Annotated in this window: 20 protein-coding genes and 1 tRNA gene; 10 read left to right on the forward strand and 11 right to left on the reverse strand. The window is 64.6% G+C overall.

The genetic code is table 11. The annotated features are described in order from the left end of the window. Positions 1–71 precede the first annotated feature (71 nt). Both ACFOHJ_RS17000 and ACFOHJ_RS17005 read left to right on the forward strand, forming a co-directional pair. Positions 72–470 (forward strand): NADH:ubiquinone oxidoreductase subunit NDUFA12, encoded by a 399-nt coding sequence (locus ACFOHJ_RS17000; protein ID WP_378222505.1) that lies wholly within the window; start codon positions 72–74, stop codon positions 468–470. Positions 471–580: 110 nt separating this feature from the next. Beyond that, positions 581–1,066 carry a DUF2155 domain-containing protein gene (locus ACFOHJ_RS17005; protein ID WP_378222508.1) on the forward strand — a complete coding sequence of 162 codons (486 nt, stop codon included), beginning with the start codon at positions 581–583 and terminating at the stop codon, positions 1,064–1,066. A gap of 15 nt (positions 1,067–1,081) precedes the next feature. On the opposite strand, the gene aat is transcribed toward ACFOHJ_RS17005, so the two are convergent. From aat to ACFOHJ_RS17040, 7 genes are all read right to left on the reverse strand, one after another. After that, a complete protein-coding gene (gene aat, locus ACFOHJ_RS17010; protein WP_378222510.1) occupies positions 1,082–1,699 on the reverse strand; it encodes a leucyl/phenylalanyl-tRNA--protein transferase in 618 nt (205 codons plus the stop codon). A 45-nt stretch (positions 1,700–1,744) separates the two neighbouring features. Next, positions 1,745–3,097 carry an acetyl-CoA carboxylase biotin carboxylase subunit gene (accC, locus tag ACFOHJ_RS17015; RefSeq protein WP_378222513.1) on the reverse strand — a complete coding sequence of 451 codons (1,353 nt, stop codon included), beginning with the start codon at positions 3,095–3,097 and terminating at the stop codon, positions 1,745–1,747. A gap of 21 nt (positions 3,098–3,118) precedes the next feature. Then, the gene (gene accB / locus ACFOHJ_RS17020) at positions 3,119–3,601 is read right to left on the reverse strand and encodes an acetyl-CoA carboxylase biotin carboxyl carrier protein (RefSeq protein ID WP_378222515.1); all 483 of its coding nucleotides are present in this window, start codon (positions 3,599–3,601) and stop codon (positions 3,119–3,121) included. A gap of 17 nt (positions 3,602–3,618) precedes the next feature. Continuing rightward, positions 3,619–4,071, reverse strand: a complete 453-nt coding sequence (aroQ, locus tag ACFOHJ_RS17025; RefSeq protein WP_378222517.1) for a type II 3-dehydroquinate dehydratase — start codon at positions 4,069–4,071, stop codon at positions 3,619–3,621. A 133-nt stretch (positions 4,072–4,204) separates the two neighbouring features. Beyond that, positions 4,205–4,984, reverse strand: a complete 780-nt coding sequence (locus ACFOHJ_RS17030) for a DsbA family protein (RefSeq protein ID WP_378222518.1) — start codon at positions 4,982–4,984, stop codon at positions 4,205–4,207. 47 nt (positions 4,985–5,031) lie between these two features. Beyond that, the gene (locus ACFOHJ_RS17035) at positions 5,032–6,432 is read right to left on the reverse strand and encodes a M48 family metalloprotease (protein ID WP_378222520.1); all 1,401 of its coding nucleotides are present in this window, start codon (positions 6,430–6,432) and stop codon (positions 5,032–5,034) included. 278 nt (positions 6,433–6,710) lie between these two features. Next, positions 6,711–9,701 (reverse strand): ribonuclease E/G, encoded by a 2,991-nt coding sequence (locus ACFOHJ_RS17040; protein WP_378222522.1) that lies wholly within the window; start codon positions 9,699–9,701, stop codon positions 6,711–6,713. Positions 9,702–10,333: 632 nt separating this feature from the next. Between ACFOHJ_RS17040 and ACFOHJ_RS17045 the strand changes: the two genes are divergently transcribed. The 4 genes from ACFOHJ_RS17045 (at position 10,334) to ACFOHJ_RS17060 (ending at position 16,272) form a co-directional block, all read left to right on the forward strand. After that, on the forward strand, positions 10,334–11,584 hold the full coding sequence (locus ACFOHJ_RS17045; RefSeq protein ID WP_378222524.1) for an N-acetylmuramoyl-L-alanine amidase: 1,251 nt from the start codon (positions 10,334–10,336) through the stop codon (positions 11,582–11,584). Positions 11,585–11,800: 216 nt separating this feature from the next. Next, positions 11,801–14,257, forward strand: coding sequence for a penicillin-binding protein 1A (locus ACFOHJ_RS17050; RefSeq protein ID WP_378222525.1), 2,457 nt, complete (start codon positions 11,801–11,803; stop codon positions 14,255–14,257). 123 nt (positions 14,258–14,380) lie between these two features. Continuing rightward, positions 14,381–15,512 (forward strand): peptide chain release factor 2 gene (prfB, locus tag ACFOHJ_RS17055; protein WP_378222527.1). Its coding sequence is split into 2 segments (ribosomal slippage): positions 14,381–14,446 and positions 14,448–15,512, totalling 1,131 coding nucleotides; the frame shifts between segments, so codons are not numbered across the junction. A 112-nt stretch (positions 15,513–15,624) separates the two neighbouring features. Beyond that, entirely contained in the window at positions 15,625–16,272 is a 648-nt protein-coding gene (locus ACFOHJ_RS17060) for an OmpA family protein (protein ID WP_378222530.1), read from the forward strand. A 93-nt stretch (positions 16,273–16,365) separates the two neighbouring features. Here the strand turns inward: ACFOHJ_RS17060 and ACFOHJ_RS17065 are convergent, their stop codons facing one another. Then, the gene (locus ACFOHJ_RS17065; RefSeq protein WP_378222532.1) at positions 16,366–17,865 is read right to left on the reverse strand and encodes a DEAD/DEAH box helicase; all 1,500 of its coding nucleotides are present in this window, start codon (positions 17,863–17,865) and stop codon (positions 16,366–16,368) included. Positions 17,866–18,038: 173 nt separating this feature from the next. Beyond that, the gene (locus ACFOHJ_RS17070) at positions 18,039–18,815 is read right to left on the reverse strand and encodes an NAD kinase (RefSeq protein WP_378222534.1); all 777 of its coding nucleotides are present in this window, start codon (positions 18,813–18,815) and stop codon (positions 18,039–18,041) included. A 504-nt stretch (positions 18,816–19,319) separates the two neighbouring features. On the opposite strand from ACFOHJ_RS17070, the gene ACFOHJ_RS17075 reads away from it, so the two are divergent. After that, positions 19,320–19,634 (forward strand): YMGG-like glycine zipper-containing protein, encoded by a 315-nt coding sequence (locus ACFOHJ_RS17075; protein WP_378222536.1) that lies wholly within the window; start codon positions 19,320–19,322, stop codon positions 19,632–19,634. Between the two features lie 83 nt (positions 19,635–19,717). On the opposite strand, the gene ACFOHJ_RS17080 is transcribed toward ACFOHJ_RS17075, so the two are convergent. Further along, positions 19,718–19,792, reverse strand: a tRNA-Thr gene (locus ACFOHJ_RS17080). Positions 19,793–19,856: 64 nt separating this feature from the next. After that, the gene (gene bhcR, locus ACFOHJ_RS17085) at positions 19,857–20,675 is read right to left on the reverse strand and encodes an HTH-type transcriptional regulator BhcR (protein ID WP_378222538.1); all 819 of its coding nucleotides are present in this window, start codon (positions 20,673–20,675) and stop codon (positions 19,857–19,859) included. Positions 20,676–20,888: 213 nt separating this feature from the next. On the opposite strand from bhcR, the gene gcl reads away from it, so the two are divergent. From gcl to ACFOHJ_RS17100, 3 genes are all read left to right on the forward strand, one after another. Continuing rightward, positions 20,889–22,670, forward strand: coding sequence for a glyoxylate carboligase (gene gcl / locus ACFOHJ_RS17090; RefSeq protein ID WP_378222541.1), 1,782 nt, complete (start codon positions 20,889–20,891; stop codon positions 22,668–22,670). 179 nt (positions 22,671–22,849) lie between these two features. Further along, positions 22,850–23,647 (forward strand): hydroxypyruvate isomerase, encoded by a 798-nt coding sequence (gene hyi, locus ACFOHJ_RS17095; protein WP_378222544.1) that lies wholly within the window; start codon positions 22,850–22,852, stop codon positions 23,645–23,647. Positions 23,648–23,833: 186 nt separating this feature from the next. Beyond that, positions 23,834–24,721, forward strand: coding sequence for a 2-hydroxy-3-oxopropionate reductase (locus tag ACFOHJ_RS17100; protein ID WP_378222546.1), 888 nt, complete (start codon positions 23,834–23,836; stop codon positions 24,719–24,721). Positions 24,722–24,750 lie beyond the last annotated feature (29 nt).

The following is a 24,750-nucleotide window of genomic DNA, read 5'->3' on the forward strand; positions in this document are numbered from 1 at the left end:
CGCGCAAAACCCTTGCCATTGCACCTAGCCGAAGCCATAAGCTGCGTAGAAGTCGCGGCCGCGAGGAAGTCATGAAGACGCTGATCGTGCAGTTTTTCACTTGGTGGAACAGCCAGACCTGGGGCACCCGCTTTCATACGTGGCGGCACGGCACGGAAGTCGGTCGCGATGCCGCCGGCAACGTCTATTACGAAGGCGGCGTCAATTCCGACGGCCAGACCCGCCGCTGGGTGATCTTCAACGGTTATTCCGAAGCCTCGGCCATACCGCCCGGCTGGCACGGCTGGATTCATCACCGCGTCGACGTGCCGCCGTCCAAGGAAAACTATAAGCCGCGCGACTGGCAGAAGCCGCACCAGCCGAACCTCACCGGCACGGCCTCCGCCTACCGGCCCAAGGGCTCGCTGCTGGGCTTCCGGCATCGGCCGCAGGTTACCGGCGATTACGATGCGTGGACGCCAGGTAACTGAAGCGCCGGTCTTTTCTCGCCACAATTGACGTTTAGGCGCTTGTTCATCCGGCAGGGGTGGATAGCCTTGGCGGTATGGAATCATCCCCGACGGCAACCACCGGTATCCGTATGAATTTTTTCGGTCGAATTTCGGTACTTGGGCTGGCGGCGTCGGCAGTGCTGGCCTTGTCGCCTGCCGCGAACGCGCAGGACGACGCCCCCGCCGCCGGCACGCCGCCGTCCACCGCCGGCCGGGTCGCGAACCCGGTGGCCGAGTTCGCCGGTCTCGACAAGATCACCGGCCGCATGATCAGCTTCGACGTCTATATCGACGAGACGGTGCAGTTCGGCGCTCTGCAGGTGACGCCGCGCGTCTGCTATTCGCGCCCTCAGGCCGAGGAGCCGAAGACCGATTCGTTCGTCGAGGTCGACGAGATCACGCTCGACCGCAAGATCCGCCGCATCTTCACCGGCTGGATGTTCGCCGAAAGCCCCGGCCTCAACGCCGTCGAGCACGCCGTCTATGACGTGTGGCTGAAGGCCTGCAAGCAGAAGTCGGACGTGCCCGCGCCGGACAAGGCCGAAGTGCCGGCCAGCAAGGCGTCTTCCGGCTGAGCAAGGGGTGCGCGGTCAGGGATAGAACGTCGCTTCGCCAGTCAGCGCTTCGGCCAGCAGTTTCTCGTATTTCGCGCGCGGCACGTCGATCGCCCCGAAATGTTTCAGGTGCTCGGTGGTGAACTGGGTGTCGAGCAGGACGAACCCGCGTTCGACCAGCCTGTCGACCAGCGCCGCAAGGCACACCTTCGAGGCGTCCGTCTCACGCGAGAACATGCTTTCGCCGAAGAAGACGCGGCCGAGCGCCAGCCCGTAGAGCCCGCCGGCCAGACGGTCGTCCAGCCACGCTTCGACCGAGTGGCAATATCCCATGCGAAAGAGCTGGACATAGGCTTCGCGGATCGGCGCGTTGATCCAGGTCGAGCTGCGCTCTTCCCGCTTTTCGGCGCAGGCGTCGATCGTCGCTTCGAAGTCCGAATCGAAGCGAATGTCGAAAACGCCCTTGCGGATCGTCTTGCGCAGGCTCCGGGGCGTGTGGAAGCCGTCGAGCGGGATTATGCCGCGCACTTCCGGGCGCACCCAGAACACTTCCGGGTCGGAAGCGCTTTCGGCCATCGGAAACACGCCCGAGGCATAGGCCTTGAGCAAGAGCTCGGTCGGAATGCGATAGCCGGGCGCAAAGGGACGAGTCATCGTACCAACCCCACGCGCCTTGGGCGTTCGCGCGCCATCGGCGCCTCAGTGTGCTTCGGCTTCCTTGGCCAGGTACTTTTCCAGCCAGTGGATATCATAGTCGCCATTGGCGATGTCGGGATTGCTGACGAGGTCGCGGAACAGCGGCAGCGTGGTGTTGATGCCGTCGACGACGAACTCGTCCAGCGCGCGCCGGAGCCGCATCATGCATTCCACGCGGTTGCGCCCGTGCACGATCAGCTTGCCGATCAGGCTGTCGTAGTAGGGCGGGATGCGATAGCCGGAATAGACGCCGGAATCGACACGGATGCCGAGGCCGCCGGGCGTGTGGAAATGCGTGATCGTGCCGGGCGAGGGGACGAAGGTGCGGGCGTCCTCGGCATTGATGCGGCACTCGATGGCATGGCCGTGGAAGCGGATGTCTTCCTGCCGCACCGAAAGGCCGTTGCCGGCGGCGACGCGAATCTGCTCGTGCACGAGGTCGACGCCGGTGATCGCCTCCGTCACCGGATGCTCCACCTGGAGACGCGTGTTCATCTCGATGAAATAGAACTCGCCGTTCTCGTAGAGGAACTCGATGGTGCCGGCGCCCGAATAGCCGAGGTCGGCGATGGCGTTGGCGCAGATGGCGCCGATGCGCGCGCGCTCCTCGGTGTTGAGGGCTGGCGAATTGGCTTCTTCCCAGACCTTCTGGTGGCGCCGCTGCAGCGAGCAGTCGCGCTCGCCGAAATGGACGCCGCGGCCCGCGCCGTCGCCGAACACCTGCAACTCGATGTGGCGCGGCTTTTCGAGGTATTTTTCGATGTAGACGGCATCGTTGCCGAAGGCGGCGCCCGCTTCCTTGCTCGCCGTCTGCAGGGCCTCGACGAGGTCGGCCTCGGAGCGCGCGACTTTCATGCCGCGCCCGCCGCCGCCGGCCGTCGCCTTGATGATGACCGGATAGCCGATGTCGGCGGCGATGCGCTTGGCGTCGGCTTCGTCGCTGACGGCTCCGTCCGAACCGGGCACGACCGGGATGCCCAGCCGCTTGGCGGTGCGCTTGGCCTCGATCTTGTCGCCCATGATGCGGATATGGTCGCCGGACGGGCCGATGAAGGTGATGTTGTGGGCGGCCAGGATGTCGGCGAACTTGGCGTTCTCGGACAGGAAGCCGTAACCCGGATGGACGGCGTCCGCGCCGGTGATCTCGCAGGCGGCGACGATCTGGTGGATGTTGAGATAGCTGTCGCGCGAGGGCGGCGGGCCGATGCACACGCTTTCGTCGGCAAGCCGGACATGCATGGCGTCGGCGTCGGCGGTGGAGTGGACCACGACGGTCTGGATGCCGAGCTCCTTGCAGGCGCGCAGCACCCGGAGGGCGATTTCGCCGCGATTGGCTATGAGGATTTTCTGGAACATGGATCTTGCCTGTTCGCCGGCTTATTCGACGACGACGAGCGGCATGCCGTACTCGACCGGCTGGGCGTCCTCGACGAGGATCGCCTTCACCGTTCCGGAGCGCGGCGAGGGGATCTGGTTCATCGTCTTCATGGCCTCGATGATCAGCAGCGTCTGGCCCTCCTTGACGCTCTGGCCGATTTCGATGAACGGCTTGGCGTCGGGCGAGGGCGAGAGATAGGCCGTGCCGACCATCGGCGAAGGAACCGAGTTCTTGGCCTGGTCCGCCGGGGAAGGCGCTGCAGCGGCCGGCGCGGCGGCAACGGAGTTCGCGGCGGGCTGGGCGGCCGGCGGCGGCGCGTAGGCGGGAGCGGCCGCGACGGCATGGACCGTCGGCGCCTGCCGCGAGACGCGTATCTTGAGATCGTCGAGTTCCACCTCGATTTCGGTCAGGTTGGTTTCGTTCAGGATACCCGCCAGGTCGCGAACCAACTGCTGGTCGATACCGGTCTTCTTTGTCGTCATGGTGGAACTTTCTTTTGTCATCGTGGCGCCTCGACCTGGCCCTTCGCCGCCAACGCCTGCAATGCCAGCGTATAGCCGAGTGAGCCGAAACCGCAAACCATGCCGAGGGCATGGGGCGCGACCAGGGATTTGTGGCGGAAGGATTCCCGCGCGTGGATGTTGGAAAGGTGGACCTCCACCACGGGGATGGGGGCGATCGCTGCGATCGCGTCGTGGATGGCGATCGAGGTGTGGGTATAGGCGCCGGCATTGAGCACGACGCCGTCGGCCTTCTCCCGGGCTTCCTGGATCCAGCTCACCAGGTCGCCCTCATGGTTCGATTGCCGGAAATCGATCTCGAGCCCGAGCGACTTGGCTGCCTTCCTGCATTCGGCGGCAACGTCGTCAAGCGTCTTCGACCCGTAAATCTCCGGTTCGCGCTTGCCGAGCATATTGAGATTGGGGCCGTTCAGGACAAAAATCGTTTTCAAAAATGCCGACCTTTCCCCACGCCGCGACCCGCCAGCCTTCCCCTCTATAAAGGGCATAGGCCGCTGCGAAAAGAGCGCAAGTCAGTTCTTGCGCTGTCCACAACAAGGGCGGCCGTCGCGGGCGGGCCCGGGATCAGAGCGAGGATTTCGCCTCGGCGATCTTCTGCGCCAGCACTTCCTGGCCGAGCGCGCCGAAGATCACCTCGTTGCCGACGACGTAGGACGGCGTGCCGGTAATGGCAAGCTTGTTGGCAAGCTCGTAGGTGCTGGAGAAGGCCTGCAGGATCGACGGGTCCTTCATGCCTTCGCGCAGCTTGCCTTCGTCCGCGCCGAGGGAGACCGCGATCTTGATCGCCGCATCCTCGGTGGCGCGCCCCTGTCCGCCGAGCAGGGCGGTGTGGAACTCGCCGTATTTCTCCGGCATCATCTTGTGGAACGCCATGGAGACGACGCTGGCCTTCTGCGAATCCGGCCCGAGGATCGGGAATTCCTTCAGCACGAAGCGCAGGTCGGGGTCCTCCTTCGTCAGCGCCTGCATGTCCTCGATGGCGCGTTTGCAGAAGCCGCAATTGTAGTCGTAGAACTCGACGATGGTGACCTTGCCCTGCGGGTTGCCGACGACGCCGTCGAAGGCAGAGTTGAAGATTTCGTCCTTGGATTCGCTGATGACGCCGAGATGGGCCAGGCGCTGCTCTTCCTGTTGCTTGGCCTCGAGCGCTTCCTGCACCTCGAGCATGATTTCCGGGTTCTTCAGGAGGAAGTCGCGGATGATGCCTTCCACCTCGGCGCGGTTCACCGTGCCCGACGCCGTTTCGGCATTGGCGACCTGCGGGGCGCCGGCCATGAGGCCGAAGGCCACGACGACGCCGGCAGCGATCGCGGCGGCGCTTCCCAGCAAAACTGTTTTCTTCATGTCGATTGTCCTCTGGAATTGCCGGCTGGCATTGGCGGCCGCATGTTTCACTGTTTCTTTCCGGGAACCCGGAAGTTGATGATGTCCTGCGCGCGAAGCCAACCCGGTTCGCCGCGCTTGAATTTCCGCTGCGCGCGCGCCGCGAAGATCTTGGCGTCCTGATAGGCGCCTGAATAGTAGTGCCCTTCGGCCGTCGCAAGCTCCGCCCTTGGAATGTCGCCGAGCTCGCCATAGGCCTGCGCCAGATAGCGGTAACCAGCTGAGTTCTCGCGATCCCTCTCCAGGCCGTTGTTGATCTGCGCAACGGCTTCCTTCAGCGCCGCCGGAGTGCCGACCGCCATCAGCGCCTGTCCCTGCGAGACCATCAGCAAGCCGGACTTGGCAGGATCGAGGCTGACGGCCCGGCCATAGGCCGCAGCCGCGTCCTTCGGCTTGTTGATCTTCATGAGGATGTCGCCGCGCAACTCCTGGAAATAGGGGTTTTTCGGCTGCGTCTTGATGAGCGCCTCGGTCCGGGACATAGCCGAGCGCGGATTGCCGAACAGATAGGCCGACAGCGCCTCGCCATAGCGGGAGGAAAGGCTGTCGGGCTTCTTGCGGATCAGCCGGGAAACGGCGGCCTGGCCCTGCATGTAGGCGGCGATCTTGACGCGCATCATGTCGTGGCGCTGCTGCAGGGCTTCGGAGTCGGTCTTACCGTAATAGGGGCTTTTTTCGATCAGGGTCTGCAGGTTGGCGATGCGGTCCTGCGGCATGGGATGGCTGATTCGATAGGGATCGACCTGCGCGCCGGAAAGCGAAAGAGCGCTCTGGAACCGCTGGAAGGTCTTCAACATGCCCCTGCCGGACTGGCCGGTGGCGTTGAGATAGTTGATCGCGGAGCGGTCGGCGGTCATCTCCTCGCCGCGCTGGTAGCTGAGCAGGGTGCGCTGCGCGACCTCGCCGCCGCCTGCGGCGATGCCCATGCCGGCGCCGGCCAATCCCCTGTTGCTGGTGGTGGCCCCGGCGACGATGGCGCCTGCGCCAAGCAGGCTGGCAACGATGGCCATGGTCTTGGAGCGCTCCAACTGGTCACGAAGGCGCTGCTGGTGCCCGCCGGCCAGATGGCCGGCTTCGTGGGCGATGACGCCGATGATTTCATTGGGCGTTTCGGCCTGCATCAGCGCGCCGGTGTTGATGAACAGGCGCCGCCCGGCAACGAAGGCGTTGAAGCGGGAATCGTTGACGAGGACGATCTGGATGCCTGCATTGGACAGGCCTGCCGCCTTGAAGATCGGCCGTGCGTAATCGCGCACCAGCGCCTCGATCTCGGCGTCGCGCACGATAGGCACGCCCTGCGCGGCCGCCACCAGCGTTCCGGCCGCCACCATGACTACGCTCAGGCAGAACAAGGCAAGGACGCGCATCGCGCCTGCGATGGTCAATCTCGGACGTGGCGGGCTCAACATGATGTGCCTACTGGTAGACGAGGCGGCCACGAATGAACAGCCGCCCCCAGGAACTTCATTTAATTGTGATCCCCATCAATCGGGCATTTATGCGGCGCGACGGCGGAGAAGGGGGCCGCGTTACTGAAGGCTTTCTGCCTTCGTTTCGGGCGCATACCCCCACCCCTGACCCTCCCCACGAGGGGAGGGGGATTCTGGCACAGCGCTTCCCTTTGCTCCTGATGGCACTGAGCCACGGAGGCAAGCCGATTCCGGCTTACCTCGCTGTCAGGCGTCGCTCAGAAAAAGCCCTTGCGCTGCCACCAGCCGACGCGCTTGGGCTTTTGCTCGGTATTTTCCGCGCTCTCTGCCGGGGCATCGGCCACGGTCGAGGAAACGACGGGTGCCGCTGCGGTTTCGGCTGCCGCGGCGGGCTTGCGGCGCGAAGCACGCGGTTTTGCCGGCTTCTCCTCGACGGGTGCCGCAGCTTCTGCGTCCTTCGCCGGTTCCTCGGCAGACGCTTCGGCTGCGGGGGCTGGCGTTTCTTCAGCAACGGCCTCGGCAGCAGCCTTTTTGCTCCGCGTCGTGCGGCGCGGCTTCTTGGGCTTCTCGGCTACCGGAGCCTCTTCGCTTTCCGCAGCCGCAGCCGTCACCGGCTCCTCGACAGGGGCGGGCGCTTCGGCCTGCTGTTCGACCGCAGGGGCCTCGGCCTCGCTCCCGGAAGCCTCGACCGGCTCGGCTGCATCCTGCGCGCCGGCCTCGCCCTCGTCCTGGCGATGCCGCTTGCCGCCGCGCTTGCCGCGCCGGCGCTTCTTCGGCTGCTCGTCGTCGGTGGTTTCGGTCCCAGCGGAGGCGGAAACGTCGGCACTACCGGATTCGGCACTCGCTTCGGCTTCGACTGTCTCGGCATCGTCCGACGCATCGTCGGCAGCCTCAGACACCGCATCTCCGGTCGCTTCAGCGGCCTCCTGGCGAGTCTGAGCTTCGCCATTGTCGCGGTCCTTGCCGCCACGCCGGCGCCGGCGTCGGCGTCGCTTGCGGTCACGGCCTTCGCCGTCGTCGTGCTGTCGGGCCTGCTGCTGGTTCTGGGTCGATGCCTCGTCGCCGGAAGCCTCCGCTTCGTCCTCGTCGTCCTCCGGCACCTCGACGTCGGCTTCTTCCGGCTCTTCCTCATAGACGGGAAGGGCGCGCACCTCGACGAAGCCGACCGGCTTTTCGGCAACCGCGCCGCGCGTGATCGCGTAAAGCTGCGCCCCGACCGTGTCGTCAGCCTCGATCGTGATGGTGAGCCCGAAGCGGATTTCCAGTTCCACCAGCATCGAGCGCTTATGGTTGAGCACGTAGAGCGCGGTCGCCACCGGCGTGCGCACGATGATGTGGTGCTTCGAATCCTTGAGCAGGAATTCCTCGATGGCGCGCAGCACCGCCAGGGCCACCGACGAATCCGAGCGCACATGGCCGGTTCCGCCGCAATGCGGGCACGGCTTCATGGTCGATTCCAGCACGCTGGCGCGAATGCGCTGGCGGCTCATCTCGAGCAGGCCGAAATGCGAGATGCGGCCGACCTGGATACGGGCGCGGTCGTTCTTGAGGTGGTCCTTGAGACGCTTCTCCACCGCACGGTTGTTGCGGTTTTCCTCCATGTCGATGAAGTCGATGACGATGAGGCCGGCGAAGTCGCGCAGGCGAAGCTGGCGCGCCACTTCCTCCGCCGCTTCCAGGTTGGTGTGCAGCGCGGTTTCCTCGATGGAGTGCTCCTTGGTGGAGCGTCCCGAGTTGACGTCGATCGCCACCAGCGCTTCGGTCTGGTTGATGATGAGATAGCCGCCGGATTTCAGCGTCACCTGCGGCTGGAGCATGCGGTCGAGTTGCGCCTCGATGCCCGAGCGCACGAAGATCGGCGTCGAATCGCGGTAAGGCTGAACCACCTTGGCGTGGCTCGGCATCAGCATGCGCATGAAGTCCTTGGCCTCGCGATAGCCCTCCTCGCCGGCGACCAGAACCTCGTCGATGTCCTTGTTGTAGAGGTCGCGCACCGAGCGCTTGATCAGCGAGCCTTCCTCGTAGACGAGGGCAGGGGCGGTCGATTCCAGCGTCAGGTTGCGGACGTTTTCCCACAGCCGCATCAGATATTCGTAGTCGCGCTTGATCTCGGCCTTGGTGCGGCTTTCGCCGGCGGTGCGCAGGATGACGCCCATGCCCTGCGGCACCTCAAGGTCCTGCACGACTTCCTTCAGGCGCTTGCGGTCCTGCGCATTGGTGATCTTGCGCGAAATGCCGCCGCCGCGCGCTGTGTTGGGCATCAGCACCGAATAGCGGCCGGCCAGCGACAGGTAGGTGGTGAGAGCCGCGCCCTTGTTGCCGCGCTCTTCCTTGACCACCTGCACCAGAAGGATCTGCCGGCGCTTGATGACTTCCTGGATCTGGTAGTGGCGGCGCGCCGGCTTGCGGCGGTTGCGCACCTCCTCGAGGGCGTCCTCGGCGCCGACCGATTCGACCTCATGGTCGTCGCCGTTGCCGCCGTTGACTTCTTCCAGCATGCCGCGGTCGTTGTCGTCGGACGTTGCCTCGCTTTGTTCCTCGGCCACCGCCTCGCCGTTCTCTTCGGCCGGGGCAGCCTCGGAAATCACGTCGCCTTCGACACTGGCGGCGATGCTGGCGGGCTTGTCCGACGAGGAATCGCTGTCGTCCTCGGAACCCGAATCCGCTTCGGTCGACGCTTCCTCGGCCGGGTCTTCCGAACTCGCGGGCGCTTCCTGGTCTACAGCCTGCTCGGACGCCGCCACCTGCTCGACAGCGGTTTCGTCGCCTTCATGGCCGCTTTCGGCGGCGCTGCCGTCTTCATCCTCCTTGGCGGCATCCGCTTCGGCGGCTCCCGCCTGGTGGTGCTGGCCGGCGCGGTCGCGGCCCTTGCCACCCCGGCGGCGGCCACGGCGGTTGCGATCGCGGTCACGCTCGTGATGGCCGTCGCCGTCACCTTCGTCGTGCTCGTCGTTCTCGGCTTCTTCCGCCTCGGCGCGCAGCAGCGCCTGACGGTCGGCCATCGGAATCTGGTAATAGTCGGGGTGAATCTCGCTGAAGGCGAGGAAGCCGTGCCGGTTCCCGCCATATTCGACGAAAGCCGCCTGGAGGGAGGGTTCGACGCGCGTTACGCGGGCGAGGTAGATATTTCCCTTGAGTTGTTTCTTGTCTTGCGACTCGAAGTCGAATTCTTCAATGCGGTTGCCGCGAACCACGACAACGCGTGTTTCCTCCGGGTGGGAGGCATCTATCAGCATCTTGTTGGGCATTATTTCGTGTCCTCCCGGCAGCCGTCAGCCGCAGCCGGCCGGGCAGAGCCCGCCGCCGTGAACCTGGACTTGAGTGCATGCCGGATAATTGAGTGTCCGCCAGCGGATGGCCTGGCGCAACGGCTAGCCCGCCCGCAGCCACCATGGCGCGGTTTGGTACGGACGTTTCCATGATTGCGCGTAAAGCCATCGCCATCAGCGTAACATTGAACCAAAGCCCGGATGTCCGGACCAGCTTGTTGCTCGTACAGAGCCGGCGCGGGACGATCCCTTGCCGTTTTCCTCACGCAGACGATTCCCCCGCCACGGGCGCACGCCTGCGAAATTCGTCACGATCATCCGCAGCCCTTGCCGCTGCGCACGGTTGCCGCCCTTCGGCTCGCCTCGACGGAAATCACGTGGAAAGGCGGTCTCGGGATTGCGATGATCCACCGTCGCTTTTATGATTTGGCGGGGTCGATGGCAACCCTATTTCCAATGCCGGCAAAAAGGCCGATCCGCTGCGGTTTCGCGTGTTGAAAAGGCTTGGTTAACCTTCTTTGAATACCAATCGTTAATCAGCTTCGTGGCTGACCCGCGATGGCCAAACGCCTGCAAGAAGAAACGACCTGTCGAGAGCGGCCAGTACAAAGATGGAGTTTACAGCGATCCTGCGCAAGGGCGTGTCCGCCGCCGGAAGGAACGGCCGGGTGGCGCTGTTGCTGCTGATGGGGGCTATTTTCCTCGCGTTGGCTCCTCTCTGCCAGGCCGCCGACGCTCCCTTGCGGGCGCTTTCCTACACGATGACGGGGGATGCCACGCACATGCAGGTGGCCGTCGAGTTCGACCGCGAGCCCGACGTCCGATGGTTCCTGCTGCGGGCGCCGGACCGCATGGTGATCGATCTGCCCGCCACCCGCTTTTCCCTCGATCCCAAGGCCGTGAAGGCGAAGGGGCTGGTCAGGCAGGTGCGTTATGGGGCCGTCGACGAGACGGCAGCCCGGCTGATCCTGGTCGGCAAGGGCCCGTTCGTGGTCGATCGTTTCGACGTGCTCGAAAACGAGGATGGCAAGGGCTATCGCTTCGTTGCCGATCTTTCTTCCGCCACCGAGAAGGAGTTCGAGGAGGCGCTTGCCGTGCAGGCGCAGACCACGGGCTCGACCGTTTCCGTCGACAAGGGGGACCGGGTGGGGGCGCCGCCGGCCGCGACTCCGGCCCACCGCTTCACCATCGTGCTCGATCCCGGCCATGGCGGTATCGACGGCGGCGCCGAAAGCGCGGGCGGCACGATCGAGAAGAACGTGACGCTGGCGTTTGCCAAGGAACTTCGCGACAAGCTCGCCGCGACCGGCAAGTACGATCTGTTCCTGACCCGCGACGGGGACGATTTCCTGCGCCTCGACGACCGCGTGCGCATCGCGCGCCAGCACGGCGCCGACCTGTTCATCTCCATCCACGCCGACACGATCAACCTGAAGGGCATCCGTGGCGCCACCGTCTACACGGTTTCCGACAAGGCCTCCGACGCCGAGGCACAGGCACTTGCCGACCGCGAGAACCTGTCCGACCAGCTTGCCGGCATCGAGATCAAGAACGACAGCCCCGAGGTGACCGACATCCTGGTCGACCTGATCCGGCGCGAAACCCATTCGTTTTCGATGCGCTTTGCCAGCACGCTCGTCGGCAAGCTGTCGGACAGTGTCGGGCTGATCAACAATCCGCACCGCTACGCCGGGTTCCGGGTGCTGAAGGCGCCCGACGTGCCTTCCGTGCTGATTGAACTGGGGTATCTTTCCAATCCCAAGGACGAAGCGCAACTGCTCGACCCCGACTGGCGTGGCAAGGCTGCGCAGAGCATTGCCGACGCGGTGGCTCTCTTTGCAGCCGCCCGGGTAGGGGGCTAGGATGGGTTCGCGCCCGTGCCATGGCCAGGCAAGCCGTTGCACGCGCACAACACGAGGCGGTTTTGTTTCGGGCGCCTCTGGCCGATTTTCGCGGCTGCCGTATTTTACCCACATCCGGGCGACATGGGTGCGCGATTACGGATCGGGTCCGTTCCACCACCTTGCGCGACAGGCTGGTTTGTCTAGGAAAACGCCGAACCATGGACTGGAGCGGGCATGATTCGTCTTATTGGCTATTTCTTCGGCATCGGCACCACGCTTGCCCTGCTCGTGGCGGCGGGGGTGGCGATCTATGTCGGCCATCTGACGAAGGAACTGCCGGACTATGAGGTGCTGGCCAAGTACGAGCCGCCGGTAACCACGCGCATCCACGCTTCCGACGGTTCGCTGATGGCCGAATACGCGCATGAGCGCCGGCTTTACCTGCCGATCCAGGCCATTCCGGATCGCGTGAAGGCTGCCTTCATGTCGGCCGAGGACAAGAATTTCTACAACCACCCGGGCATCGACATTACCGGCCTTGGCCGCGCCATCCTGGTCAATCTGCAGAATTTCGGCAGCGGCCGCCGCCAAGTCGGCGCTTCGACGATCACCCAGCAGGTGGCGAAGAACTTCCTGCTCACCTCCGACCAGACCTACGAGCGCAAGATCAAGGAGATGATCCTGGCCTTCCGCATCGAGCAGGCCTATTCGAAGGATCGCATCCTCGAACTCTACCTCAACGAGATCTTCTTCGGCCTGGGCGCCTACGGCGTCGCCGGCGCGGCGCTGACCTATTTCGACAAGTCGGTCAACGAACTGACGCTGGCGGAGGCCGCTTATCTCGCGGCCCTGCCGAAGGGACCGTCCAACTACCATCCGTTCCGGCACACCGATCGCGCCATCGAGCGCCGCAACTGGGTGATCGACCAGATGGTCGACAACGGCTATGCGACGCGCGAGGAGGGCGACAAGGCCAAGGCCGAGCCGCTCGGCGTCAAGCCCCGCCGCAACGGCACCTACCTGTTCGCCGGCGAATATTTCACCGAGGAAGTGCGCCGCGAGATCATCGCGCGCTATGGCGAGGCGGCCCTCTACGAGGGCGGGTTGTCGGTGCGCACCACGCTCGATCCGAAGCTGCAGCTCATCGCTCGCAAGGCGATGCAGAACGGGCTGCTGAAATATGACATGCTGCGTGGTTATCGCGGCCCGCTGACGACGATCGACGTGTCCGGCGACTGGGGCGTGCCGCTCGGCGCCGTCAAGGGGCTGGACGACGTGCCCGAATGGTCGCTGGCCGTGGTGCTCGACAGCTCCGCGACGGGTCTCTCCATCGGCTTGCAGCCCGGGAGGCAGGCCTCGGGCGAACTGGTCAAGGAACGTGTCAAGGGCACGGTTTCCAAGGAAGATATGGGCTTTGCCATGCGCCACATCGTCGATGGCAAGTCGCTCAAGGCCAAGTCGCCTGCGGACGTGCTGAAGCCCGGCGACGTCGTGTTCGTGCAGAAGAAGGAAGGCAGCGACAGCGCCTACCTGCTGCGCCAGGTGCCGAAGGTCGAGGGCGGACTGGTCGCGATGGACCCGCATACCGGCCGCGTGCTGGCCATGGTCGGCGGCTTCTCCTACGCTCAGTCCGAATTCAACCGCGCCACCCAGGCGATGCGCCAGCCGGGCTCCTCCTTCAAGCCGATCGTCTACGCGGCGGCGCTCGACAACGGCTATACGCCGGCTTCCGTCATCATGGACGGGCCGATCACCATCCAGAGCGGCAACACCACCTGGACGCCGAAGAACTATGACGGTCGCGTCGCCGGCCCCGCCACGCTGCGCTCGGGCATCGAGCGCTCGCGCAATCTGATGACCGTTCGGCTCGCCAACGACATGGGCATGAAGCTGGTGGTGGAATATGCTGAGCGCTTCGGCGTCTACGATCACCTCGCGCCTTACCTGCCGATGGCGCTCGGCTCGGGCGAGACGACGGTGATGCGCATGGTGTCGGCCTATTCGATCATGGCCAACGGCGGCAAGTCGATCAAGCCGTCGCTCATCGACCGCATCCAGGACCGCTACGGCAAGACCGTGTTCAAGCAGGACGACCGCGGCTGCGACGGCTGCAATGCGCAGGAATGGAAGAACCAGCCGGAGCCGGAACTGATCGACAATTCCGAGCAGGTGCTCGACCCGATGACCGCCTACCAGATCACCTCGATGATGGAAGGGGTGGTGCAGCGCGGCACCGGCGCCACGATCAACGAGCTCGGCCGCCACATCGCCGGCAAGACCGGAACGACCAACGACGAGAAGGACGCCTGGTTCATCGGCTATACGCCCAACCTCGTGGTCGGCCTCTATATGGGCTTCGACCAGCCGAAGGGCCTGGGCCACGGCGCCACCGGCGGCGGCCTGGCCGCGCCGGTGTTCAAGGACTTCATGCGCGTGGCGCTCCAGGACAAGCCCAATATCGACTTCAAGGTGCCGGAGGGCATGAAGCTGATCGCCATCGACCGCAAGACCGGCATGCGCGCGGCCGAGGGCCAGGCCGGCACCATCATCGAGGCGTTCAAGCCCGGCACCGGCCCCGCCGACAGCTATTGGGTGATCGGCATGGGCGAGGACGGCTCCAACGGCTACGGCGCCGAGCTTTCGCCGGGCGCCAACCAGGCCATCCAGTCGGGCGGCGGCGGTCTTTACTGACGACGGCCAGGCGTATGGCCGCCCCGGTGGCGGCCATTTTGCTTTACACATCCCGGCGGCGTGCCTATGTATCGCCGCCAATCCCCACCCTTCAGTGCAGGCAATCAAGGTCAGAGAACAGGTATGCGCGCGGAAACGCAGGACATTGTCGACGAAATCAAGCAGGCGATCACCCTGCTGAGGAGGCATCTTTGACTGGGATCAGGCGGTAAAACGGCTTGAATACCTGAACGTACTCGCGGAAGATTCCAGCCTCTGGAACGACCCGGTCGAAGCACAGAAGCTGATGCGCGAGCGCCAGGAACTGGAAGACGGCATCGGCGCCGTAAAGCAGTTCACGCAGGCGCTGACCGACAATGTCGACCTGATCGAACTGGGCGAGGAAGAGGGCGACGACAGCATCGTCGCCGAGGCCGAGGCCTCGCTTCGCTCGATGCAGGGCGAGATCAAGGCGCGGCAGGTCGAGACCCTGCTGTCGGGTGAGGCCGACGCCAACGACACCTATCTGGAAATCCACGCCGGCGCCGGCGGCACCGAGAGCCAGGACTGGGCCTCGATGCTGTTGCGCATGTATACGCGCTGGGCCGAGCGCCGCCGCTTCAAGGTCGAGGTGCTGGAAGTCCACGACGGCGAAGAGGCGGGCATCAAGTCGGCCACGCTGCTGATCAAGGGGCATAACGCCTATGGCTGGCTGAAGACCGAATCGGGTGTGCACCGGCTGGTGCGCATCTCGCCCTACGATTCCAACGCGCGCCGCCATACCTCCTTCTCCAGCGTCTGGATCTATCCGGTCGTCGACGACAACATCCAGATCGACGTTTCCGAATCGGATGTCCGCATCGACACCTATCGTTCGTCCGGTTCGGGCGGGCAGCACGTCAACACCACCGATTCGGCGGTGCGCATCACCCATATCGCCACCGGCATCGCGGTTGCCTGTCAGGCCGAGCGCTCACAGCACAAGAACCGGGCCAAGGCCTGGGAGATGCTGCGCTCGCGCCTCTACGAGGAAGAGCTGAAGAAGCGCGAGGCCGCCGCCAACGCGACCGAGGCGTCGAAGAGCGATATCGGCTGGGGCCACCAGATTCGCTCCTACGTGTTGCAGCCCTACCAACTGGTCAAGGATCTGCGCACCGGCGTCGAAAGCACGAGCCCGTCCAGCGTGCTCGACGGCGATCTCGACGAGTTCATGGAAGCTTCGCTGTCGCAGCGCATAGAGGGCGGTGCCGGCGAAGCGGTGGCCGATCTGGAATAAAGGGCCGGCAAAACGGGTTTTGCCGTTCCTTATTTGGCCGCATTTCATGGTACAAGGGCGGGGAAGGGTGACCGGCGCACTGGAAGCGTCCGCAATTGGAGAGGGACTATTCATGAAGAAGACCGTGCTTGCCGCGACGGCAGCCGCATTCCTGGTCAGTGCCTGCACGACCGACCCCTATACCGGTGAGCAGAAGGTATCCAACACCGTTGGCGGCGCCGGCATCGGCGCGATCGCGGGCGCGGCCCTCGGCACGCTGGCCGGTGGCAACGATCGCCGCAACGCCCTGATCGGCGCCGGCATCGGCGCGCTGGCGGGCGGCGCGATCGGCGCCACCATGGACCGCAACGAGGCGGAACTGCGCGCCCAGTTGCAGGGCACCGGGGTCAGCGTCACCCGCTCGGGCAACCAGATCATCCTCAACATGCCGTCCGACATCACCTTCGCGACGGACCAGGATTCGGTGAAGGCGCAGTTCTATCCGGTGCTCAATTCGGTGGCGCTGGTCCTGAACAAGTACAAGCAGACCACCGTGGACGTGTTCGGTCACACCGATTCGACCGGTGGCGACCAGCATAATTTCGACCTGTCGCAGCGCCGCGCCTTGTCGGTCGCGAACTATCTCGCCGGCCAGGGCGTCGACCAGCGCCGCTTCGCCGTCACCGGCTTCGGCAAGACGCGTCCGGTCGCCTCCAACGCCACGGCGGAGGGCCGCGCACAGAACCGCCGCGTCGAGATCCAGCTTTCGCCGCTCACCTGATCGGCATGAACCCGAAATGGAAAACGGCCCCGTGAGGGGCCGTTTTCATATGCAATTCAGGGTGATGACGCTGGCCGCTGGCGGCGGTCGGGCTTAGACCTTGGCGATGATGCGCATGAAGGCCGGAACGTCGTCACCAAAGCCGACGGTGCGGTCGTTGTCTTCCTGATGCTGCCGGGCAGGGCGCTTTTCGTTGCGTTCCGGCTTGGCCTTGCGCTCGGCGTTTTCACTGCGGATCGCTTCCTTGCGCTCACGACGCTCGGCCGGTTCGGCGGCGGGCTCGGCCTTGTCGTGGTCCCCGCTGGCGGCCTTGTGCTCGCCGCGCGGCTTGCGGCCGTGCCGGGTTTCGTCGTCCTTGCGGCCGGCGCGGCGGGGTGCGCCACGGCCACGGCGCGGCGCTTCGTCCTGGCTGTCGCTGGCGGTCAGGGTCGACAGGTCGCCGTCGTGCCATTCGATGGTCTGGCCGATTAGCTTCTCGATCGCGTCGACGTATTTGGTGTCGCTCTTGGTGGTAATGGTGAAGGATTTGCCCGAGCGGCCGGCGCGGCCGGTGCGGCCGATCCGGTGGACGTAATCCTCGGCGTGGATGGGCACGTCGTAATTGAAGACATGGCTGACGTCGGGAATGTCGAGGCCGCGCGCGGCGACGTCGGAGGCGACCAGCAGTTTCAACTTGCCGTCGCGGAAGGCGGCCAGCATCTGCATGCGCGCCCTCTGGTCCATGTCGCCATGCAGGGCGCCCGCATCGAATTCGTGGCGGGTCAGCGAGCGATAGAGTTCGGCAACCTCGACCTTGCGGTTGCAGAAGATGATCGCGTTCTTCAGGCTGTCTTCTTCGGCGCGGATGAGATCGCGCAGCACCTCGCGCTTGTCCCACGGCTTGGAGCCGGACTTGACCAGCCGCTGCGTGATGCTGGTGTTGGTGCTCGCGGCCTTCGAAACCTCGATGCGGATCGGTGCCTGCAGGAACTGCTCGGTGAGTTTGGTGATCTCCGGCGGCATGGTGGCCGAGAAGAACAGCGTCTGGCGCGTGAAGGGGATGAGCTTGCACACGCGCTCGATGTCGGGGATGAAGCCCATGTCGAGCATGCGGTCGGCCTCGTCGATGACGAGGATGTCGACGCCGGTCAGCAGGAGCTTGCCGCGCTCGAAATGGTCGAGCAGGCGGCCAGGCGTGGCAATCAGCACGTCGGCGCCGCGCTCGAGCTTGCGCTCCTGCTCGTCGAAGGAGACGCCGCCGATCAGGAGCGCGACCGTGAGCTTGTGGTTCTTGCCGTAGCGGACGAAGTTTTCCTCGACCTGGGCGGCCAGTTCGCGCGTCGGCTCGAGGATGAGCGTGCGCGGCATGCGCGCCCGGGCGCGGCCCTTTTCCAGCCGCGTGATCATCGGCAGCACGAAGGCGGCCGTCTTGCCGGTGCCGGTCTGGGCGATGCCTAGCACGTCCTTGCCCTGCACGGCGTGCGGAATGGCGCCGGCCTGGATAGGCGTCGGCTGGGTGTAGCCGGCATCGGAGACTGCGGAAAGAACCTTAGGCGAGAGGCCTAGGTCTGCGAAACTCAACGCTTCTTGAGCGGTCTGGCTGTCTGAGGACAATGGTGGCTGTCTTTGGCTGATTCGAGGATCGCGGCATCTTCTTGCCACGGCAAGCGCCCCGCGCTTGCGGCATCGAGTTTCGCGATAGGCGCAAGTCCGCGATTTGTCAACACAAACGGCCGTGAAGCGGCGCTGTAACCTTAATCGGCGTGCTTAATTCGCCAACTGAACGCTCAATAGCGGAACTGCTCGGAAAGAATGCGCTCGTTCCAGGAATGGCTGGGATCGAACAGGAGCGTGGCCGTGGCGGTGGTCGATTCGCGCACGGTAACGCTGGTGACGCCCTTGACTTCCGTGTGGTCAGCGGCGGCGTTCACCGGGCGCTTTTCCGGTTCCCTGATGTCGAAGCGCACCACCGCCTTGTCCGACAGCAGCGCGCCGCGCCAGTTGCGCGGCCGGAACGGGCTGACCGGAGTCAGCGCCAGTAGCGGGGCGTCGAGCGGCAGGATGGGGCCGTGGGCGGAAAGGTTGTAGGCGGTCGACCCGGCGGGAGTGGCGATCATCACGCCGTCGCAACTCAGTTCCTCGAGCCGTACTTGGCCATCCACCGTGATGCCGATCTTGGCGGTCTGGTACGACTGGCGCCAAAGCGCCACCTCGTTAATGGCGAGCGCCGTGACGGTCGACCCGTCGGCCGTGGTCGCCTGCATCTCCAGCGGCCGGATGGTCTCGGCGACGGCGGCCGCGATACGTTCCGGCAGGTTGCCGGCGCGGTACTCGTTCATCAGGAAGCCGATGGTGCCGCGGTTCATGCCGTAGACCTTCTTGCCGGTTCCCATGGTTTCGCGCAGGGCCTGCAGCAGGAAGCCGTCGCCGCCGAGCGCGACGACGACGTCGGCTTCCTCCAGCGGCGTCTGCCCGTAACGCTTGGACAGGCTTTCGACCGCGGTCCTGGCGTCTGGCGTGTCGGAGGAGATAAAGGCGAAACGGCTGGCGCTCTTGTGGTTCATAGTTTCCGGCAGGTGAGGAACGGCAACGGCGGGACCGGCCTAGCATGGAGCATGGTGCCTGCAAAGGGAAGCCGGCGCGTGGCTCACGCCGGCGTTTCGCCCGGCAAGCGCAGGGAGCCGGCACAATCGTTAAGAATCGGCTTAATACCTCGTAAAACAACGCCGCCTATGGTACCCAGAACTGGGTGGCGGGGGCTGGCCGATCGAGGGCGACCCTTGCCTGTCATCCGTATGCTTATCGTTTTCCTGATCGTGGGAAGTTTTGCGTTCATCTTTTCCGAACTGGTGCGCCAGTCGGGGAAGGGAGATTCGCGGTCGTTGCCGACCGCTTCGCGCTGCGGCGACGCCGTTGGAACCCCATGCCCGTTCGAGCGTTTGATGTAAGGCGACGCCGAGGCCTGCCGCCCCACGATGCATGCGCCGGCAGGTGGCCGGTTCCTGCACCCACATTTTGCCTCAATAGGTTTGCACAACCCACGAGAACCAAGGAGAGAGGCTCTGATCATGATTACGAAGAAGATGGCTGTTGCGGCAGCGATGCTGCTGAGCGTGGCGCTTGCCGGTTGCGCGCAGACGGAAGGCCAGCAGCGGGCGACGACCGGCGCCCTTGTCGGCGGTGCGGGCGGCGCTCTTCTCGGCCAGGCCATCGGCGGCAATACCAAGAGCACCGTCATCGGCGCGGCCAGCGGCGCGCTGCTAGGCGCCGTCGTCGGATCGGCGACCACCCCGCGCGGCGAGCAGATGTGCCGCTACCGTGCCCGCGATGGCCGCATCTTCACCGCCCCGTGTGACGAGCGCTATTACAACGGCAACTACTGACGGCCGAGACAGACGATCGAAGGGCGGTGCACCCGGTGCGCCGCCCTCCGTTTATGGAAATGTACGTGGCTTTGCCGGGAAAATGGTGCCGGTTGAGGGGATTGAACCCCCGACCTTCGGTTTACAAAACCGCTGCTCTACCGCTGAGCTAAACCGGCACGGCGCTCCCGTTAGCATAATTGCCACGGCAGTAAAGCCCAAACTCCTTCACCGCTGCCCCTGTTACGGCGCAGTCCCGCCGATCATGGCGGTGACCTGGGCGGCGGCTTCCCGCACGGTCGGGCCGATCAGGGCGAGGCGCTGCGACGTCACGCGCACCGTCGGCCCCGAAACCGAAACGCCGCCGATCGGTTCCCCGAATTCGTTGAAGATCGCGGCCGCCACGCAGCGCATGCCGAGATTGCGCTCCTCGTCGTCCACCGACCAGCCGCGCGCCTTGATGGCGGCGAGGTCGTCGCGCAGCGCGGGCAGGTTGGAGAGCGTCTTTTCCGTATAGGCCTCCAGCCCCGCGCGGCGGATGATCGCCTCGACGCGCTCGCTGTCGAGATGGGCGAGCACCGCCTTGCCGATGCCGGAGGCGTGAAAGGCCGTGCGCGTACCGGGGCGGAAGAAGGCGCGGATCGCCTGATGGGTCTCGACCTGGCTGACGAAGACGACGCAATCATCCTCCGCGACGCCGAGATTGGCCGTCTCGCCGGTAGTTTCCATCAGTTCCTGCATGACGGTGCGAGCGCGGTCGACGAGCTTGCGGCGGCGCAGGAAGGCCGAACCCATGCGGTAAGCTTCGACGCCGATCGACCACAACTGGTCGGCCTTGTCGAACTCGACCAGACCGTGGCTCTCCAGCGTGGTCAGCATCCGGTAGGCCGTGGAAGCGGGCAGGCCGGATGCCTCGGCAACCTCGCTCAGCGACAGGCCAGTCCCTTCGGCGACGATGGCGAGAATGCGCAACCCCCGGTCGAGCGACTGCACCGTGCCGGCATCAGCCGGACCGTTGAAGGCGCGGGGGCGGCCGCGCTGCCGTTTTTCGATCTTGTCCATGGCCGGATTGTCTCCGTTTCCGGCGTGAAGGCAATAAAAAAGTTTTTCAGCGTCGTCATGGCCGACACAGGTGAAAAACGAGATTATACGCAAAATCAATTAGCTATTACCAAATACAAGAAATGAAAAAATATTCTGAAAAAATTGAAAAATGGGCAGGTCGCTGTCAGGATAGCCGCCATCAAACGACATCCGTCGATGGAGGAAACAAAGATGGCCAGGATGCGTGCTGTCGATGCAGCGGTTCTCGTTCTCGAAAAGGAAGGCATTTCGACCGCGTTCGGCGTGCCGGGCGCGGCGATCAACCCGCTTTATTCCGCGTTGAAGGGCAGGGGCACGATCCGCCACATTCTAGCTCGCCACGTGGAAGCCGCTTCCCATATGGCGGAGGGCTATACCCGCGCCAGGGCCGGCAATATCGGCCTTTGCCTTGGCACGTCAGGGCCGGCCGGCACCGACATGCTGACCGGGCTTTATTCGGCCGCCGCCGACTCCATCCCGATCCTGTGCATCACCGGGCAGGCGCCGCGCGCCAAGCTCACCAAGGAGGATTTCCAGGCCGTCGACATCGCCGCCATCGCCTCGCCGGTCGCCAAATGGGCCGTCACCGTCATGGAGCCCTATCTGGTGCCGATGGTGCTGCAAAAGGCGTTCCATCTGATGCGCTCGTCGCGTCCGGGCCCGGTGCTGGTCGACCTGCCGGTCGACGTGCAACTGGCCGAAATCGATTTCGACATCGATACCTATGAGCCGCTTTCGCCGTTCAAGCCGTCGATGACGCGGGCGCAGGCCGAGAAGGCCTTGGCGATGCTCAACCAGGCCGCGAAGCCGCTGATCGTGGCCGGTGGCGGCATCATCAACGCCGACGCCTCCGACCTGCTGATTGAGTTCGCCGAGATAACCGGCGTCCCGGTCATCCCGACGCTGATGGGCTGGGGCACGATTCCCGACGACCACCGGCTGATGGCCGGCATGTGCGGCTTGCAGACCGCGCATCGCTACGGCAATGCCTCCATGCTCGCCGCCGACTTCGTCTTCGGCATCGGCAACCGCTGGGCCAACCGCCACACCGGCTCCGTCGATGTCTACACCAGGGGCAAAAAGTTCGTTCACGTCGATATCGAGCCGACGCAGATCGGCCGGGTGTTCGCGCCTGATCTCGGCGTGGTCTCGGATGCCGGGGCGGCCTTGAAGACGCTGCTCGACGTCGCCACCGAGTGGAAAACGGCGGGCAAGCTGCGCGACTGGTCGGGCTGGGCGAAGGAGTGCCAGGACCGCAAGAAGACCATGAAGCGCAAGACGCATTTCGACCAGGTGCCGCTGAAGCCGCAGCGCGTCTACGAGGAGATGAACAAGGCGTTCCCGCGCGACACCACCTATGTTTCTACCATCGGCCTGAGCCAGATCGCCGGCGCGCAGTTCCTGCACGTCTACAAGCCGCGCAACTGGATCAATTGCGGGCAGGCCGGGCCGCTCGGCTGGACGCTGCCGGCGGCGCTCGGCGTGCGTGCGGCGCGGCCGGACGCCACCATCGTAGCCCTTTCGGGCGACTACGACTTCCAGTTCCTGATCGAGGAGCTGGCGGCGGGCGCCCAGCATAAGCTGCCCTACATCCATGTCGTCGTGAACAACGCCTATCTCGGCCTCATCCGCCAGTCTCAGCGTGGTTTTTCAATGGATTACGAGGTTTCCCTCGCCTTCGAGAACCAGAACCGCAAGGACGATCCGGAAGCGGGCTACGGCGTCGACCATGTCGCGGTCGCCGAGGCCATGGGCTGCAAGGCGGTGCGCGTGCGCAAGCCGGAAGAGTTCGCCGGCGCCTTCCGCGAGGCCGAGCGGCTGATGAAGGAATTTTCGGTTCCCGTGGTGCTTGAGTTCATCCTGGAGCGCGTTACCAACATTTCCATGGGCACCGAAATCGACAAGATCACCGAGTTCGAGGACCTTGCCGAAAAGAACGAGGACGCGCCGACGGCCATCGTGCTGCTGGATTAGGCGGCAACGCCGTCGTTCCGGAAGCCGGAGCGCAGCGAGGCTATCCGGAATCCAGAGCTGAACCTCTCCCGGTTAGCGCTCTGGATCCCGGCTCGCGGTCGCTGCCGCTCCCTCGGCCGGGATGACGCGCCGCGTTTAAGGATCGACGGCCCCTGTGGGCTTGAGTGGAGACAAAAAGAATGCCGAAATTTTCCGCCAACCTGTCCATGCTCTTCACCGAGCGCGATTTCCTCGACCGTTTCGACGCGGCTGCCGCCGCCGGCTTCAAGGGGGTCGAATATCTCGGCCCCTACGACCACACGCCGGATGAAGTCGCCGCCCGCCTGACAAAGAACGGCCTGTCGCAGGTGCTTTTCAACGTTCCGTCCGGCAACTGGGCCGGCGGTGAGCGCGGCATCGCCGTGCTGCCGGATCGCGTGGAAGAATTTCGCGCCGGCGTCGACAAGGCGATCACCTACGCCAGGGCGCTGGGTTGCCCGCAGGTGAACTGCCTGGCCGGCATCACGCCGGCCGGGGTGGATGCAAAAACCGCCGAGGACGTTTTCGTCGGCAACCTGAAATTCGCTGCCGAGAAGCTGGAGAAAGCCGGCATCCGGCTTCTGGTCGAGCCGATCAACACCCGCGACATCCCGGGCTTTTTCCTGACCAACACCAAACAGGCGCTGGACATCCTCGAGCGTGTCGGCTCGAACAACCTCTATATCCAGTACGACATCTATCACATGCAGATCATGGAGGGGGATCTCGCCCGTACCATAGAGGCGAACCTGCCGCGCATCGCGCATCTGCAACTGGCGGACAATCCCGGCCGTCATGAGCCGGGTACGGGCGAGATCAACTATCCGTTCCTCTACGATTTCATCGATCGCCTTGGCTACGCCGGCTGGATCGGTGCGGAATACAAGCCCAAGGCCGGCACCGAGCCCGGCCTCGGCTGGTTCAGGGAATTCGCGGGGAAGGGAAGCGCTGCGGCGTAGTCGACGCTAACAAATCACCCCCACTCCGTCTTGCTTCGCAAGCCACCTCTCCCCCTCCCTGGGGGAGAGGAACCCAAGCTGGATGAACGCTGGCGTTGGAACTGCGTTTCCTTTTCCCGGGGCAGGGGAAGAGGTGGTCCGAAGGACCGGAGTGGGGGTGCTGCTTTTTGAAGGGAAGGCGTTCAAATGGAAACCATCGGGTTTATCGGACTGGGCATCATGGGCGCGCCGATGGCGGGGCATCTGCTCGATGCCGGCTACAGCGTCATCACCAGCGACCATCGCAGCAAGCCACCGGTGGACCTTACGGCGAAGGGGTTGAAGGCGGTGACAGGCTCGCAGGCCGTCGCCAGGGCTGCCGACATCGTCATCACAATGGTACCCGATACGCCGCAGGTGGAAGAGGTGCTGTTCGGCGAAAACGGCGTCGCATCCGGCCTGTCGAAGGGCAAGCTGGTCATCGACATGTCGTCGATCTCGCCGATCGCCACGAAGAAGTTCGCACAAAAGATCAACGAACTCGGCTGCGACTATCTCGATGCGCCGGTTTCAGGCGGCGAGGTGGGCGCCAAGGCCGCTTCGCTGACCATCATGGTCGGCGGCGAGGACAAGGCTTTCGAGCGGGCACGGCCGATCTTCGAGAAGATGGGCAAGAACATAACGCTGGTTGGCCCCAACAGCGTCGGCCAGACCACCAAGGTCGCCAACCAGATCGTCGTGGCGCTGACCATCGAGGCGGTGGCCGAGGCGTTGGTGTTCGCCTCCAAGGCGGGCGCCGACCCGGCCAAGGTCCGGCAGGCGCTGATGGGGGGGCTCGCTTCCTCTCGCATCCTGGAGGTGCATGGCGAACGCATGATCAAGCGCACTTTCGCGCCGGGCTTCCGCATCGAACTGCATGCGAAGGACCTGAACCTTGCGCTGGAAGGGGCTCGCTCGCTGGGCGTTTCGCTGCCCCACACGGCCACGGCGCAGGAACTGTTCAATTCCTGTTCGGCCAACGGCGGCGCGAAGGAAGACCATTCGGCACTGGTGCGCGCGCTGGAGCGCATGGCGAACCACGAAGTAGGTGCCTGAGCGAGGGCAAGAGGAGGAGAAGAAAGCCC

It is taken from the genome of Aquamicrobium soli, from assembly GCF_042646345.1.
Taxonomy (GTDB): Bacteria; Pseudomonadota; Alphaproteobacteria; order Rhizobiales; family Rhizobiaceae; genus Mesorhizobium; species Mesorhizobium soli_A.